Genomic DNA, 12,971 nt, shown 5'->3' with positions numbered 1-12,971 from the left:
AGATCGACAGGCTTTGCGTGGAATTCGGAAAGATCGGCGTGTTTGCCTGCTTTTTTTCCGATACTAAGCGCAGAAAAACTCGGGAAACTCAAGGCTGCTGTATCTGTTGCAAATGACCGTAGAGTCGAGCGTAGAGGCCTCCTTCGGCAATCAACTGCAAATGGTCACCGTCCTCCGCGATTTGCCCTGCGTCGAACACCAATACCCGATCGGCCTGCTTCACCGCCGAGAGCCGGTGGGCGATGATCAGCGTGGTGCGTGCACTCAAAAAGCGCGCCAGTGCCTGGTGAAGGTTGTACTCGGTGGCAGCGTCCAGTGCCGAGGTGGCTTCGTCGAGAATCACCACCCGTGGGTCGGCCAGTACCATGCGGGCGATGGCCAGCCGTTGACGCTGCCCGCCCGACAGCCGCACCCCGGAACGCCCAACGACGCTCTCCAGGCCCTGGGGCAGCGCCCGTACGGTAGCATCGAGCTGGGCGATTTCCAGTGCTCGCCAGCAGTCGTCGTCACTGCACTCACGGCCCATGGCGAGGTTGGCCCGCACCGTGTCGTTGAACAGCGCCGGATGTTGCAACACCACTGCAACATTCTCGCGGATGGTCTCCAGGCCGATCTCCTGCTGCGTGGCGCCGCCGAAACGAATGCTGCCCGATTGTGGCGTGTAGAGCCCCAGTAACAACTGCACCAGGGTGCTCTTGCCGCCGCCGCTGGCACCGACAATGGCGACTTTCTCGCCCGGCGAGATGGACAAGTTCAACTGGTTGAGCACCAGCTCCTCGCCGTAACCGAAACTCAACCCCTGGATATCGATGCCCACGGTGTCACGGCCCTTGAACGGATCGACGCCGCCCGTGTACTGCGGCTCGTCGGCCCGGGCCAGCAGTTCATTGATTCGACTCAAGGCGCCGCCGGCAGCGTAATAGGCGTACTGCAAGTTCAACAGTTGCTCGACCGGCCCGATCATGAACCAGAGGTAGCTGAACACCGCCAGCATCTGGCCGATGGACAGGTCGGAGAACACCACGGTGAGCATGGCCGCTGCGCGAAAAATATCGATGCCGAACTGAAACAGCAAACCACTGGCGCGGTTCGAGGCGTCGGTTTTCCACTGCGAACTCACGGCGTAATCACGGACCTCCTTGGCACGCATCCCCAAACGACCAAGGAAATAACCCTGGCGGTTACCGGCGCGCACTTCCTGGATGGCATCCAGGGTTTCGGTCAAGGCCTGGGTGAAGCGTGAGGTGCTGTCGTTCTCCAGTTTCTTGAGGTGCTTGACCCGCTTGCCCAACTGCACCGTGGCATAGATCACCAGCGGGTTGAACAGCAGGATCAGCAGCGCCAGCTCCCAGTGCATCCACACCAGGATCCCGGCGGTGCCCACCAGGGTCAACATCGCCACCAGGAAACGGCTGAGGGTTTCGCCGATGAATTTGTCGAGGGTGTCCAGGTCAGTGACCAGGTGGGCCGCCACGGTGCCACTGCCCAGGCTTTCGTACTCGCCCAGGGAAATTCGCTTGAGCCGTTCGATCAAGCGGATGCGAATGCGATAGACAATGTCCTTGGCCAAGCGGGCGAACAAGCGCGCCTGCAGCACATTGAACAGCAATGCGCCACAGCGCAGGGCCAGGGTCACCAGCAACATCAGCCCAATGTAGCCAGCCGCGCGCTGCCACTGCGTGGGCAATGCCTGGTTCATGACTTTCAGGGCCGCATCGCCATGCCCCAGCAGCACTTCATCCACCAGCAGCGGTAACAGCAACGGGATCGGCACGCTGCACAGTGTCGCCAGCACGGCCACACCGTTGGCGATCCACAGGGCTTTTTTATGCTTGAGGGCCAGTCGACGGATTTGTGCCCAGCTCAACCGGTCGATGCGCTGCGAAGCCGATGTATCTGGCGGCCAGTCAGGCACAGGCCGCGCGCTCCAGCCAGCGGCCAAGCAAAGGCGACAGTTGGCTCAGGGGCTGGTAACCGTTGGTCAGCAAGGCCAACTGGCCATCACGCTCGGCCAACAGTGTGGGGAACCCGGCAATGCCCAAGTCCTGTACCCAGGTGAAATCCGCAGCGGTGGCCGCGTGTTGATCGGCGCGGTCGAAGGCCGCGGCGAATTCGATGCGTGGCAGCCCGGCCTGTTCGGCCAGCTCCACCAGCACGCTGGCGTGAGTGACGTCACGGCCTTGCACATAAAAAGCCTGCTGGATCAGCTTCACCAGCTTCCAGGCCAGGTCTGGAGCCAGGCTGCGGGCCGTCACCAGTGCCCGGCAGGCAGGCTCGGTGTCATAGACGAAACCGTCCGGCAACGCGCCTTCAAGCTTGAAGGGCTGGCCGGTGGCCTGGGTGACCGCCTGCCAGTGTTCAAGAATGTAGCGCCGGGTGGTCGGCTCCAGCGCCGAACCGCTGCCGGTGCGCAAACCGCCCACCACCAGGTGCAACTCCACCCCTGCGGCCTGCGCCTGCTCTACCAACGCCTCGGCCACCGGCGCAAAGCCCCAGCACCAGGAACACATCGGGTCCATCACATAGAGCAGGCGTGACGCCATGGTTCAAGCCTCGGAAGATGTTTGCTTGTAGTTGTAGCCGATCGGGTGCGGCATGTTGCGCGCCTTGGCCAACTCGATCTGCTTCTGCCGGTCGATGGCGCTGCGACGGGTCTTCTCGCTCAGTTTATCCCAGCAGTGCGGGCAGCTGATGCCAGGCACATAGTGCTCCGAGGCGCGGTCTTCTACGCTTACCGGGGTACGACAAGCGTGACATTGATCGTAGTCCCCTTCGCTGAGGTCGTGGCGAACAGTTACGCGGTTGTCGAACACGAAGCAGTCGCCGCGCCACTTGGTTTCTTCCTGAGGGACCTCTTCGAGGTATTTCAGGATGCCGCCCTTGAGGTGATAGACCTCGTCGAAACCCTGGCCGAGCATGTAGCTGGAAGCTTTTTCACAACGAATGCCGCCGGTGCAGAACATCGCGACTTTCTTGTGCCTGGCCGGGTCGAAGTTGGCCTTGATGTACTCGGGGAACTCACGAAAGCTGGTGGTCTTGGGGTCGATGGCGCCTTCGAAGGTGCCAATGGACACTTCGTAATCGTTACGGGTGTCGATCAACAACACTTCCGGATCGCTGATCAGCGCGTTCCAGTCCTGTGGTTCGACATAGGTGCCGACCTGCTTGTTCGGGTCCACGCCTTCGACGCCGAGGGTGACGATTTCTTTCTTGAGCTTGACCTTGGTGCGGTAGAACGGCTGCTCATCGCAGTACGACTCTTTATGGTCGATGTCGATCATGCGCGGATCGTTCTTGAGCCAGGCCAGCAGGCCGTCGATGCCTTCTCGAGTGCCGGAGACCGTGCCGTTGATGCCTTCGTCGGCGATCAGCAATGTGCCTTTGATGCTGTTGTCGAGCATGGCCTTGAGCAAGGGCTCACGCAGTTCGACGTAATCTTCAAGGGTGACGAACTTATACAGTGCCGCCACGACAATGGGTTGTGCCATGGGTGTTTCTCCAGGTGGCTACCCTCGTAAAGGGTGAACCGGATGCGAAAAAAAACGCGCCGGGTGAGCGGCGCGTTACGGATTCTAACAAAAAACAGGGGGGTTGCAGACAGCGATTGCTGTGGGCAACAGTGCCGTGAGGATCACGCTGTGAGAGCAAGACCCTGTGGGAGCAAAGCTTGCTCGCGATGCAGACACCTCGGTTTTTGAGAGACCGCATCAACTTCATCGCGAGCAAGCTTTGCTCCCACAGGGGCTCACTCCCACAGAGCCTTGCTCCCACAGGGCTTTGCTCCCACAGATTCAAGGCTTTGCCATCCACCGCAGCCCAATCAGTGCTTGCTGCCACCGGCACACGTCGGCGAAGCCGGGGCCGCGTCGATCTGCGCCCATTCTTCGGGGGTGTAGGTGTGCAGCGCCAACGCATGGAACTCACCCATCAGCTCGCCCAGCGTGCCGTAGACCTTCTGGTGACGCTTGACGCGATTGAGCCCTTCGAACTGCTGGCTGACCACCACGGCCTTGAAGTGGGTCTGCAGGCCACGGCTGTGCATGTGGCTTTCATCCAGCACTTGCAAGTGCTCGGGCTGCAGGAGCCCGAGTGTCGATTCGATGCGTTGTTGCATGCTCATACCAGGCTCCGCTTACGGCTTTTTCTTGGCTGGGGCGGCTTTTGGCTCGAGCTCGGCCGTCATGTCCGCGAGCAGTTTGTTGACCACCGGGACCGCGCTTTCAAGCTTGGCCTGGGTCAGTTGGGCCGATTGCTGGGTCAACTGCGGCATTTTCTCGAGGACTTTCTTGCCCAATGGCGATTGGTAGAAAGCGACCAGGTCCTTGAGCTCCGATTCGCTGAAGTTGCTGGTGTAGAGCTTGACCATGTCCGGCTTGAGCTTGTTCCAGCCGATGGCTTGGTCCAGCGCGGCATTGGCCTTGGCCTGGTAGGTTTCCAGGGTGGCTTTTTTCGACTCAGGGGCCTTGGTCTGTTCAAAGCGCTGGGCAAACATCTGCTGCACTTGCATGTACACCGGAGTGCCCAGTTTGTCAGCGTGCGCCAGGGTCAGGAACGCTTCGGCGCTGGCGTTGTGGCTGGCGGTATCGGCGAAAACAGGGCCGCTGGCACACACCAGAGCAACTGCGGTACAGATGGCACGAAGACGGGTCATCGAGTTTCCTTTCATTACAGGCGAGGTAAAACCCCAAGGGCGACCATTCTGCGCCTAAAAAACGCCGGGCCTCAACCCCGGAGCTTGTCGGGTCCGATTGACGGGCCGAACCCACCGCTCCTGGATTGAGGAATGATTGAGGGAACCGGAACCGCCCATCTGGGCCTAAACTGCGCATTCAGCCCTTAAGGAGTTTGACCCGATGAGCCGTATCGAAACCGACAGCCTTGGCCAGGTTGAAGTCCCGGACGATGCCTACTGGGGCGCCCAGACGCAGCGTTCCATGATCAACTTCGCCATTGGCAACGAACGCATGCCGCTGTCGGTGTTGCACGCCTTGGCACTGATCAAGAAAGCCGCCGCGCGGGTCAATGATCGCAATGGCGACCTCCCCGTCGACATCGCCCGCCTGATCGAACAGGCCGCCGACGAAGTGCTGGCCGGCCAGCATGACGACCAGTTCCCGCTGGTGGTCTGGCAGACCGGCAGCGGAACCCAGAGCAACATGAACGTCAACGAGGTGATCGCCGGGCGCGCCAACGAACTGGCCGGCAACCCGCGCGGTGGCAAGAGCCCCGTGCACCCCAACGACCACGTCAACCGCTCGCAGAGCTCCAACGACTGCTTCCCCACCGCGATGCACATTGCCGCCGCCCAGGCCGTCCACCAGCAATTGCTCCCGGCCATCAGCGAGCTGTCCGGCGGCCTGGCGGAACTGGCGGCGCGCCACATGAAACTGGTCAAGACCGGCCGCACCCACATGATGGATGCCACGCCGATCACCTTTGGCCAGGAATTGTCGGCGTTCATTGCTCAACTCGATTACGCCGAACGAGCGATCCGCGCCGCGCTGCCCGCAGTCTGCGAACTGGCCCAGGGTGGCACGGCGGTCGGCACCGGGCTCAATTCACCGCATGGTTTCGGCGAAGCGATTGCCGCTGAACTGGCGGCGCTGTCGGGCCTGCCGTTCGTCACCGCACCGAACAAGTTTGCCGCCTTGGCCGGCCATGAACCCCTGACCTCGTTGTCCGGCGCGCTGAAAACCCTCGCCGTGACCTTGATGAAGATCGCCAACGACCTGCGCCTGCTGGGCTCCGGACCCCGGGCCGGGTTCGCCGAGGTGAAACTGCCAGCCAACGAACCGGGCAGTTCCATCATGCCCGGCAAGGTCAACCCGACCCAGTGCGAAGCCTTGTCGATGCTGGCCTGCCAGGTCATGGGCAACGACGTGACCATCGGTTTTGCCGCCAGCCAGGGGCATTTGCAGTTGAACGTGTTCAAACCAGTGATCATCCACAACCTGCTGCAATCGATTCGCCTGCTGGCCGACGGCTGCAGCAACTTCCAACAGCACTGCATCGCCGGGCTCGAGCCGGATGCCGAGCAGATGGCCGCGCACCTGGAGCGTGGGTTGATGCTGGTGACGGCGCTGAACCCGCACATCGGCTACGACAAGTCTGCAGAAATCGCCAAGAAAGCCTACGGCGAAGGGCTAACCCTGCGTGAGGCGGCGCTGCAACTGGGGTACCTGACCGATGAAGAGTTCGATGCCTGGGTGCGGCCGGAGAATATGCTGGAGGCGGGTAGCCAGGGCTAAACGCCATCCCCCCTGTGGGAGCGAGCCTGCTCGCGATGAGGCCGGCAGGCTCGACATCTCTATTGCCTGTCAGGCCGCCATCGCGAGCAGGCTCGCTCCCACAGCGGGCTAACGCCCGACAGCCAAACGCTCGTGCCGGGCCCTGAGCCCGGCGATCAGCGACGGGCCCAGGGCAACCAGCGCCGACCCCAGCACCACCAGCACCGCCCCGCCATACCCCAGCAGATTGATCTGCTCGGCATGGACATAATCAGGCCACCACCAAGCCGCCATCGCCACTGCGGCGAACGTCACCAGCGGCGTGATCGCCAGCGTCGCGCTGACCCGCGAAGCTTCCCAATGGGCCAAGGCTTCGGCAAACGCACCATAGGCAATCAGCGTGTTGAGGCAGCATGCGAGCAACAGCCAGCCTTGCAACGGGCTCAATTGCAGCGCCGCCAACGGATGCACCCAGGGCGTGAGCAGCAACGCGCAGAACAGGTAGATCACCATCATCACCTGCAACGAATTCCACACCGTCAACAATTGCTTCTGACCCAGGGCATAAAACGTCCAGACCGTCGACGCCAACAACACCATCAAGACCCCGGCGGTGTAGTCGCTCAGGGACGTCAGCAACTCGCCCAGGCGCTGGTTGAAGAACAGCGCGAAACCGATCAGCAGCACCAGCAGGCCGATGCCCTGCCCCACACTGAACCGCTCCTTGAACACGAACAGGCTGGCGACCAGCAACATGATCGGCCCCATCTGCACCACCAATTGCGCGGTGCCGGGGCTCAGGCGGTTCAGGCCCATCAGGTAAAACACGTAGTTGCCCACCAGCCCGAGCACCGCCATCGCCACCAGCCAGCCGCCGCGTGGGCCAAGGACCTTGCGACTGGGCAGGCGCCGGGTGGCCGCCAAATAGATGAACAACAAACCGCCGGACACCATCAAGCGAAACCAGGTCACGGTGACCGGGTCCATCACTTGCAGCACTTGCTTGAGCTTGATCGGCAGGATTCCCCAGAGCAGGGCAGTCAGCAGGGCGAGGAACAGACCGTAGACCCAGCGACCGGACGATATGTGCATACAACCCTCGAAGCCCAAGACAAAGGACGTTCATTCTAGGCGTCTATTGCGTCACGACACAGGGACAGTTGGGCAGAGGCCGCCCATGGGATTGTAGGGGTCGTAGCCGTCGATCGGCTGGACAGGCGGGAATCAGGGACAACACATATGCTCATTTTAAACAGACCTCGCTGTACTCTGGAGACCCGACATGCTTGGAAAACGCGCCTTGGATCCTGCCCCTACGACTATTTTTCGCAGTGATCGGATCTGCCGGGTTAACGGCGAGTTTTATTTCAATACACGTGAGGGCACCCAGGAGGGTCCGTTCGCCACCCGCGAGGCGGCAGAAATGGAGATCGAAGCGTATATCCAGCGGATGCAGCAGCTGACTCAGGTTGCCAGCTAAACACTCTCACGGCTGGCGCAGCTCCTTGTGGCGAGGGGATTTACCTGTGGGAGAAACGCCCTGTGGGAGCAAAGCTTGCTCGCGATGCAGACACCTCGGTTTGAGAGACCGCATCAACTTCATCGCGGGCAAGCCTTGCTCCCACAGAGATAAATCCCCTCGCCATAAATAATCCCCTCGTCAGCGCCCGGTTATCTCACCGCCTCAAACAACCCCGTAGCCCCCATCCCGCCGCCCACGCACATGGTCACGATGCCGTAGCGCAGGTTGCGCCGCTGCAGCTCGCGCACCAGATGCCCCACTTGCCGCGAGCCGGTCATGCCGAATGGATGGCCGATGGAGATCGAGCCGCCGTTGACGTTGTACTTTTCGGGATCGATTTCCAGCCGGTTGCGGCTGTACAGACACTGGGAAGCAAACGCCTCGTTGAGTTCCCACAGGTCGATATCGGCGATCTGCAAGCCCTTGGCCTTGAGCAGCTTGGGCACTGAAAACACCGGGCCGATGCCCATCTCGTCCGGCTCGCAACCGGCCACGGTGAAGCCGCGAAAAAACGCCTTGGGCTTGAGCCCCAGCGCCAAGGCTTTTTCCAGGCTCATCACCAAGGTCATCGAGGCCCCGTCGGACAACTGCGACGAGTTACCCGCCGTCACCGAACCGTCTTCGGCGAACACCGGTTTCAGGCCTGCCAGGCTTTCGTAGGTGGTGTCCGGGCGATTGCAATCGTCGCGATCGACCACACCGTCGAGGATCTGCACAGCGCCAGTGTTCTTGTCCTCGACCCGGTACTTGACCGCCATCGGGATGATTTCGTCATCGAACAACCCGGCCGCCTGGGCCTTCGCGGTGCGTTGCTGGCTCTGCAAGGCGTAGCGGTCCTGCTCCTCGCGGCTGACCTGGTAACGACGGGCAACGATCTCGGCCGTCTGGCCCATGGGGAAATAGATCCCGGGCACCTGCTCCTTGAGCAGCGGGTTGATCAGGTTGTCGGTGTTGACGCTTTTCATCGTCAGGCTGATGGATTCCACGCCGCCCGCCACGATGATGTCGCTGCAACCGGAAGCGATCTGGTTGGCGGCGATGGCAATGGCTTGCAGGCCCGAGGAGCAGAAACGGTTGAGGGTCATGCCGGCCGTGCCGATGCCCAATTGCGAGAGCACCGCCACGTTGCGCCCGAGGTTGTAGCCCTGGGCACCTTCATTGGACCCGGCTCCGACGATGCAGTCCTCGACACTGGCCGGGTTGATGTCGTTGCGCGCCAGCAAGGCATCGACACAATGGGCCGCCATGTCGTCTGGACGGGTCATGTTGAACTTGCCGCGAAAGGACTTGGCCAGGCCGGTCCGTACGCTGTCGACGATCACCACTTCACGCATGGCTGTACCTCATTGTTGTAGTCGGTTGAGAGTGAATCGAGCATAAATCCACTGCATAACCGACTGCGACAATCATTCACCCCGCGTATGCGTGCCCATCGCCCTAGCCCTTCTTGTTCTTGCGAGCCTGTTTTGCAGTCCGCTCGAAAGCTGCCTCCAGCGCCTGGTTGAGGGTGCGCAACACCTTGACCCGCGCCCAGCGCTTGTCGTTGGCTTCCACCAATGTCCAAGGGGAAATCTCGGTGCTAGTGCGGTCGACCATGTCGCACACCGCCGCGCGGTAGGCGTCCCACTTGTCGCGGTTGCGCCAGTCATCCTCGGTGATCTTGAAGCGCTTGAACGGAATCTCCTCACGCTCCTGGAAACGCTCCAGCTGGGTTTCCTTGTCGATGGCCAGCCAGAACTTGACCACCACCACGCCGGCATCGGCGATCTGTTCCTCGAAGTCGTTGATTTCACCGTAGGCCCGCAGCCAGTCGGCCTGGCTGCAAAACCCTTCGACCCGCTCCACCAGCACCCGGCCGTACCAGGAGCGGTCGAACATGGTGAACTTGCCCCGCGCGGGAATATGCCGCCAGAACCGCCACATGTAGGGGTGGGCGCGCTCTTCTTCAGTGGGCGCAGCAATCGGCACGATGCTGTATTGGCGCGGGTCCAGGGCCGCCGCAACCCGTCGGATCGCCCCGCCCTTGCCTGCCGCGTCATTGCCTTCGAACACCGCCACCAAGGCATGCTGGCGCATGCGTTTATCCCGCAGCAGGCCGGCGAACCGCGCCTGCTCGGTGATCAGTTGCTCTTCGTAGTCGGCCTTGTCCAGGCAGCGAGTCATGTCCAGGCTGTCGAGCAGCGTGACCTGGCCGTCCAGCGCAGGCAACGGCGCCACGTTGACCTTTTGCGGCTTGATCTTCGACCGGTCCAGGGCCTGTCGCAAGCCGTCGAGCAGGATCCGCCCGACGGTGAGGCTGCGATAACAGCTGTCCATGCCTTCGATGACATGCCACGGCGCGTAATCGCGACTGGTGCGGCGCAGCACACGCTCGCCGTATTTGACGAACTTGTCGTAGGTCTGGGACTGCTGCCAGTCCAGCGGGCTGATGCGCCAGCTGTGCAGCGGGTCATCCTTGAGCCCCTTGAGCCGGGCCTTCATCTGTTTCTTGGAGAGGTGGAACCAGAATTTGAAGATCAGCGCGCCTTCATCGCAAAGCATTTTCTCCAGGCGCTCGGCACCGGCAATCGCCTGGTCGAGCCGCGGGTCCTTGAACTCGCCATGGACCCGGCCCTGCAGCATCTGGCTGTACCAGTTGCCGAAGAAAATCCCCATGCGCCCCTTGGCCGGCAGCATCCGCCAGTAGCGCCATGCCGGAGGCCGCGCCAGTTCCTCGTCGGTCTGTTGGTCGAAGGTGCGCACTTCGATCAGCCGCGGGTCCATCCACTCGTTGAGCAACTTCACCGTCTCGCCCTTGCCCGCGCCTTCGACGCCGTTGATCAACACGATGACCGGAAACCGGCCCTGCTGCTGCAACTCGAATTGCGCCTCCAGCAGCGCTTCACGCAGGGCCGGCACCTCGGCCTCAAAGGTGTCTTTATCGATGACATGACCGATTTCAGCGGATTCAAACATGGGCAGCTCCTTCCAAGGATGGCTCAAGACTAGCGGATTGGACGCGGCCCGGCGTAGTGATCGTTCCAACGCTCCGCGTGGGAATGAAGCCAGGGACGCTCCGCGTCCCAAAAAAGCCGAACGCGGAGCGTCCGTAGAGGCATTCCCACGCGGAGCGTTGGAACGATCGACAAGCAGACGAGGTAATCCAATCGGCTAGAATGGCCGCTCAGTTTTGACCGAGCCAGCCATGACGCCCATCCAGCAACACGCCCAACTCGACTGGGATGATCAGGGTCGCCCGCGTTCGCGGGTGTTCGACGATGTGTATTTTTCCGACCAGTCGGGGCTGGAAGAAACCCGTTATGTATTCCTTGAGCAGAACAACCTGGCCGAGCGTTTCGCGGCCCTGGCCGATGACGGGCGGCTGGTGATCGGCGAAACCGGATTTGGCACCGGCTTGAATTTCCTCTGCGCCTGGCAACTGTTCGAACAGTCTGCACCGGCAGGCGCCCGTCTGCATTTTGTCAGTGTCGAGAAGTACCCCTTGAGCCCCGAGGACCTGCGCCGGGCGCTGGCCTTGTGGCCGCAACTGAGCCTTCAGGCGGAGCAATTGCTTGAGCAGTACGTGGCGATCCATCAGGGTTTCCAGCGCCTGGTCTTGGCGGACGGACGGGTGACGCTGACCCTGCTGATCGGCGATGCCCTGGAGCAGTTGCCGCAACTGGACGGGCAGATCGACGCCTGGTTCCTCGACGGTTTTGCGCCGGCCAGGAACCCCGAGATGTGGACCGCCGAGCTGTTCGCCGAACTGGCCCGGCTGGCCGCGCCCGACGCCACCCTCAGCACCTTCACCAGCACCGGTTGGGTCCGGCGCTTGCTGAACGCGGCAGGCTTCAAGATGAAGCGCACGCCGGGCATCGGCCATAAGTGGGAAATCCTGCGCGGTGTGTTTCTTGGCTGGCCGGAGCAGACGCCGGCACCGTCTGCAGCAAAACCCTGGTACGCCCGCCCCGTGCTGCCAACCGGCGAACGCCGGGCCCTGGTGATCGGTGGCGGCCTGGCCGGTTGTGCCAGCGCCGCGAGTCTCGCCGCGCGTGGCTGGCAGGTGACGCTGCTGGAGCGTCATGCCGGGTTGGCCGAGGAAGCTTCCGGCAACCCCCAGGGCGTGCTGTACCTCAAGCTGTCAGCCCACGGCACCGCGTTATCGCAGATGATCCTCAGCGGCTTCGGCTACACCCGGCGTGTGCTGGAGCAACTGCAACGCGGCATTGACTGGGACGCCTGCGGCGTCTTGCAATTGGCCTTCAACAGCAAGGAAGCCGAGCGTCAGGCGCAACTGGCCGAGGCGTTCCCGAGGGATTTACTGCATACCCTCGATCAGTCCGAGGCCCAGCTTCGGTCCGGCATCGGCCTGGCCTGTGGCGGCCTGTTTTACCCCGAGGGCGGCTGGGTGCATCCGCCGGCGTTGTGTCGCTGGCAAGCCTCGGGCACGACGATTGACGTGCAGCACCATCATGAAGTGTTGTCACTGCGCCGCGTTGACGGCCAATGGCAGGCATGGGACGGCGAACGCTGCCTGGCCAGCGCGCCGGTGGCGATCCTCGCCAGCGCCGCCGAAATCAAACGTTTCGAACCGGCCGCCGACTTGCCACTCAAGCGCATTCGCGGGCAAATCACCCGACTGCCGCAAACCAGCCGCAGCCAGAGCCTGGCGACCGTGGTGTGCGCCGAAGGCTATGTGGCTCCGCCGCGGCTGGGCGAGCACACCCTGGGCGCCAGTTTCGATTTCAACAGCGACGACCTGACGCCCACGGTCGCCGAGCACGCCGGCAACCTGCAGATGCTCGAAGAAATCTCCCAAGACCTGGTGGACCGCCTGAACGCTGGCAGCCTGGACCCGGAACACCTCGAAGGTCGCGCGGCGTTCCGTTGCACCAGCCCGGACTACCTGCCGATTGTCGGACCGTTGGCGGACCGCCAGGCCTTTACCGAGGCCTATGCGGCCCTCGGCAAGGACGCCCGCCAGGTGCCGGACACTGCCTGCCCGTGGCTCGACGGCCTGTACATCAACAGCGGCCACGGCTCCCGCGGCCTGATCACCGCCCCGCTGTCGGGCGAACTGATCGCCGCCTGGCTGGACAACGAACCCCTGCCCCTGCCCCGCAGCGTGGCCGAAGCCTGCCATCCGAACCGGTTTGCGTTGCGGGCATTGATTCGGGGTAAGGCCTAGCGCAGATGGATGGCTCACCACAAATCCTGTGGGAGCTGAGCTTGCTCGCGATGGC

Annotated in this window: 11 protein-coding genes; 3 read left to right on the top strand and 8 right to left on the bottom strand. The window is 62.3% G+C overall.

What is annotated here, in order from left to right; all coding sequences use genetic code 11:
* Positions 1-88: 88 nt before the first annotated feature.
* The 5 genes from CFII68_RS21250 to CFII68_RS21270 all read right to left on the bottom strand — a co-directional run bounded on the left by CFII68_RS21250 (position 89) and on the right by CFII68_RS21270 (position 4,651).
* Positions 89-1,915 (bottom strand): ABC transporter ATP-binding protein, encoded by a 1,827-nt coding sequence (locus CFII68_RS21250; RefSeq protein WP_018602929.1) that lies wholly within the window; start codon positions 1,913-1,915, stop codon positions 89-91.
* Complete coding sequence (locus CFII68_RS21255) at positions 1,908-2,510, bottom strand: DsbA family protein (protein ID WP_174553541.1); 603 nt, start codon at positions 2,508-2,510, stop codon at positions 1,908-1,910. The genes CFII68_RS21250 and CFII68_RS21255 overlap by 8 nt, the downstream gene beginning before the upstream one ends.
* A gap of 36 nt (positions 2,511-2,546) precedes the next feature.
* Positions 2,547-3,488, bottom strand: coding sequence for a rhodanese-related sulfurtransferase (locus CFII68_RS21260; protein WP_018602926.1), 942 nt, complete (start codon positions 3,486-3,488; stop codon positions 2,547-2,549).
* Positions 3,489-3,820: 332 nt separating this feature from the next.
* Positions 3,821-4,120, bottom strand: coding sequence for a BolA family transcriptional regulator (locus tag CFII68_RS21265; RefSeq protein WP_014337210.1), 300 nt, complete (start codon positions 4,118-4,120; stop codon positions 3,821-3,823).
* Positions 4,121-4,132: 12 nt separating this feature from the next.
* Positions 4,133-4,651, bottom strand: coding sequence for a DUF2059 domain-containing protein (locus CFII68_RS21270; protein WP_018602923.1), 519 nt, complete (start codon positions 4,649-4,651; stop codon positions 4,133-4,135).
* A gap of 202 nt (positions 4,652-4,853) precedes the next feature.
* Here CFII68_RS21270 and CFII68_RS21275 point away from each other — a divergent pair, with 202 nt between their 5' ends.
* A complete protein-coding gene (locus CFII68_RS21275; protein ID WP_014337208.1) occupies positions 4,854-6,248 on the top strand; it encodes a class II fumarate hydratase in 1,395 nt (464 codons plus the stop codon).
* 108 nt (positions 6,249-6,356) lie between these two features.
* Here CFII68_RS21275 and CFII68_RS21280 read toward each other — a convergent pair whose 3' ends face one another.
* Positions 6,357-7,319 (bottom strand): DMT family transporter, encoded by a 963-nt coding sequence (locus tag CFII68_RS21280; protein ID WP_018602917.1) that lies wholly within the window; start codon positions 7,317-7,319, stop codon positions 6,357-6,359.
* A 190-nt stretch (positions 7,320-7,509) separates the two neighbouring features.
* On the opposite strand from CFII68_RS21280, the gene CFII68_RS21285 reads away from it, so the two are divergent.
* Positions 7,510-7,707 carry a DUF6316 family protein gene (locus CFII68_RS21285; RefSeq protein WP_018602915.1) on the top strand — a complete coding sequence of 66 codons (198 nt, stop codon included), beginning with the start codon at positions 7,510-7,512 and terminating at the stop codon, positions 7,705-7,707.
* Positions 7,708-7,898: 191 nt separating this feature from the next.
* On the opposite strand, the gene CFII68_RS21290 is transcribed toward CFII68_RS21285, so the two are convergent.
* Together CFII68_RS21290 and pap are read right to left on the bottom strand one after the other, a co-directional pair.
* The gene (locus CFII68_RS21290) at positions 7,899-9,083 is read right to left on the bottom strand and encodes a thiolase family protein (RefSeq protein ID WP_018602913.1); all 1,185 of its coding nucleotides are present in this window, start codon (positions 9,081-9,083) and stop codon (positions 7,899-7,901) included.
* A 103-nt stretch (positions 9,084-9,186) separates the two neighbouring features.
* Positions 9,187-10,704, bottom strand: a complete 1,518-nt coding sequence (pap, locus tag CFII68_RS21295) for a polyphosphate:AMP phosphotransferase (protein WP_018602911.1) — start codon at positions 10,702-10,704, stop codon at positions 9,187-9,189.
* 229 nt (positions 10,705-10,933) lie between these two features.
* On the opposite strand from pap, the gene mnmC reads away from it, so the two are divergent.
* Positions 10,934-12,916, top strand: a complete 1,983-nt coding sequence (mnmC, locus tag CFII68_RS21300) for a bifunctional tRNA (5-methylaminomethyl-2-thiouridine)(34)-methyltransferase MnmD/FAD-dependent 5-carboxymethylaminomethyl-2-thiouridine(34) oxidoreductase MnmC (protein ID WP_018602909.1) — start codon at positions 10,934-10,936, stop codon at positions 12,914-12,916.
* Positions 12,917-12,971 lie beyond the last annotated feature (55 nt).

Source organism: Pseudomonas sp. CFII68 (assembly GCF_000416195.1).
GTDB lineage: Bacteria > Pseudomonadota > Gammaproteobacteria > Pseudomonadales > Pseudomonadaceae > Aquipseudomonas > Aquipseudomonas kilonensis.
Note: the sequence above shows the minus strand (reverse complement) of the source record. Positions and strands in the feature narration are given on the sequence as shown.

Coding starts and splice junctions, on each gene's coding strand:
- CFII68_RS21255 (WP_174553541.1), bottom strand. CDS start 2,510: ATGTGTTCCTGGTGCTGGGGCTTTGCGCCGGTGGCCGAGGCGTTGGTA.
- CFII68_RS21260 (WP_018602926.1), bottom strand. CDS start 3,488: ATGGCACAACCCATTGTCGTGGCGGCACTGTATAAGTTCGTCACCCTT.
- CFII68_RS21265 (WP_014337210.1), bottom strand. CDS start 4,120: ATGAGCATGCAACAACGCATCGAATCGACACTCGGGCTCCTGCAGCCC.
- CFII68_RS21270 (WP_018602923.1), bottom strand. CDS start 4,651: ATGACCCGTCTTCGTGCCATCTGTACCGCAGTTGCTCTGGTGTGTGCC.
- CFII68_RS21275 (WP_014337208.1), top strand. CDS start 4,854: ATGAGCCGTATCGAAACCGACAGCCTTGGCCAGGTTGAAGTCCCGGAC.
- CFII68_RS21280 (WP_018602917.1), bottom strand. CDS start 7,319: ATGCACATATCGTCCGGTCGCTGGGTCTACGGTCTGTTCCTCGCCCTG.
- CFII68_RS21285 (WP_018602915.1), top strand. CDS start 7,510: ATGCTTGGAAAACGCGCCTTGGATCCTGCCCCTACGACTATTTTTCGC.
- CFII68_RS21290 (WP_018602913.1), bottom strand. CDS start 9,083: ATGCGTGAAGTGGTGATCGTCGACAGCGTACGGACCGGCCTGGCCAAG.
- pap (WP_018602911.1), bottom strand. CDS start 10,704: ATGTTTGAATCCGCTGAAATCGGTCATGTCATCGATAAAGACACCTTT.
- mnmC (WP_018602909.1), top strand. CDS start 10,934: ATGACGCCCATCCAGCAACACGCCCAACTCGACTGGGATGATCAGGGT.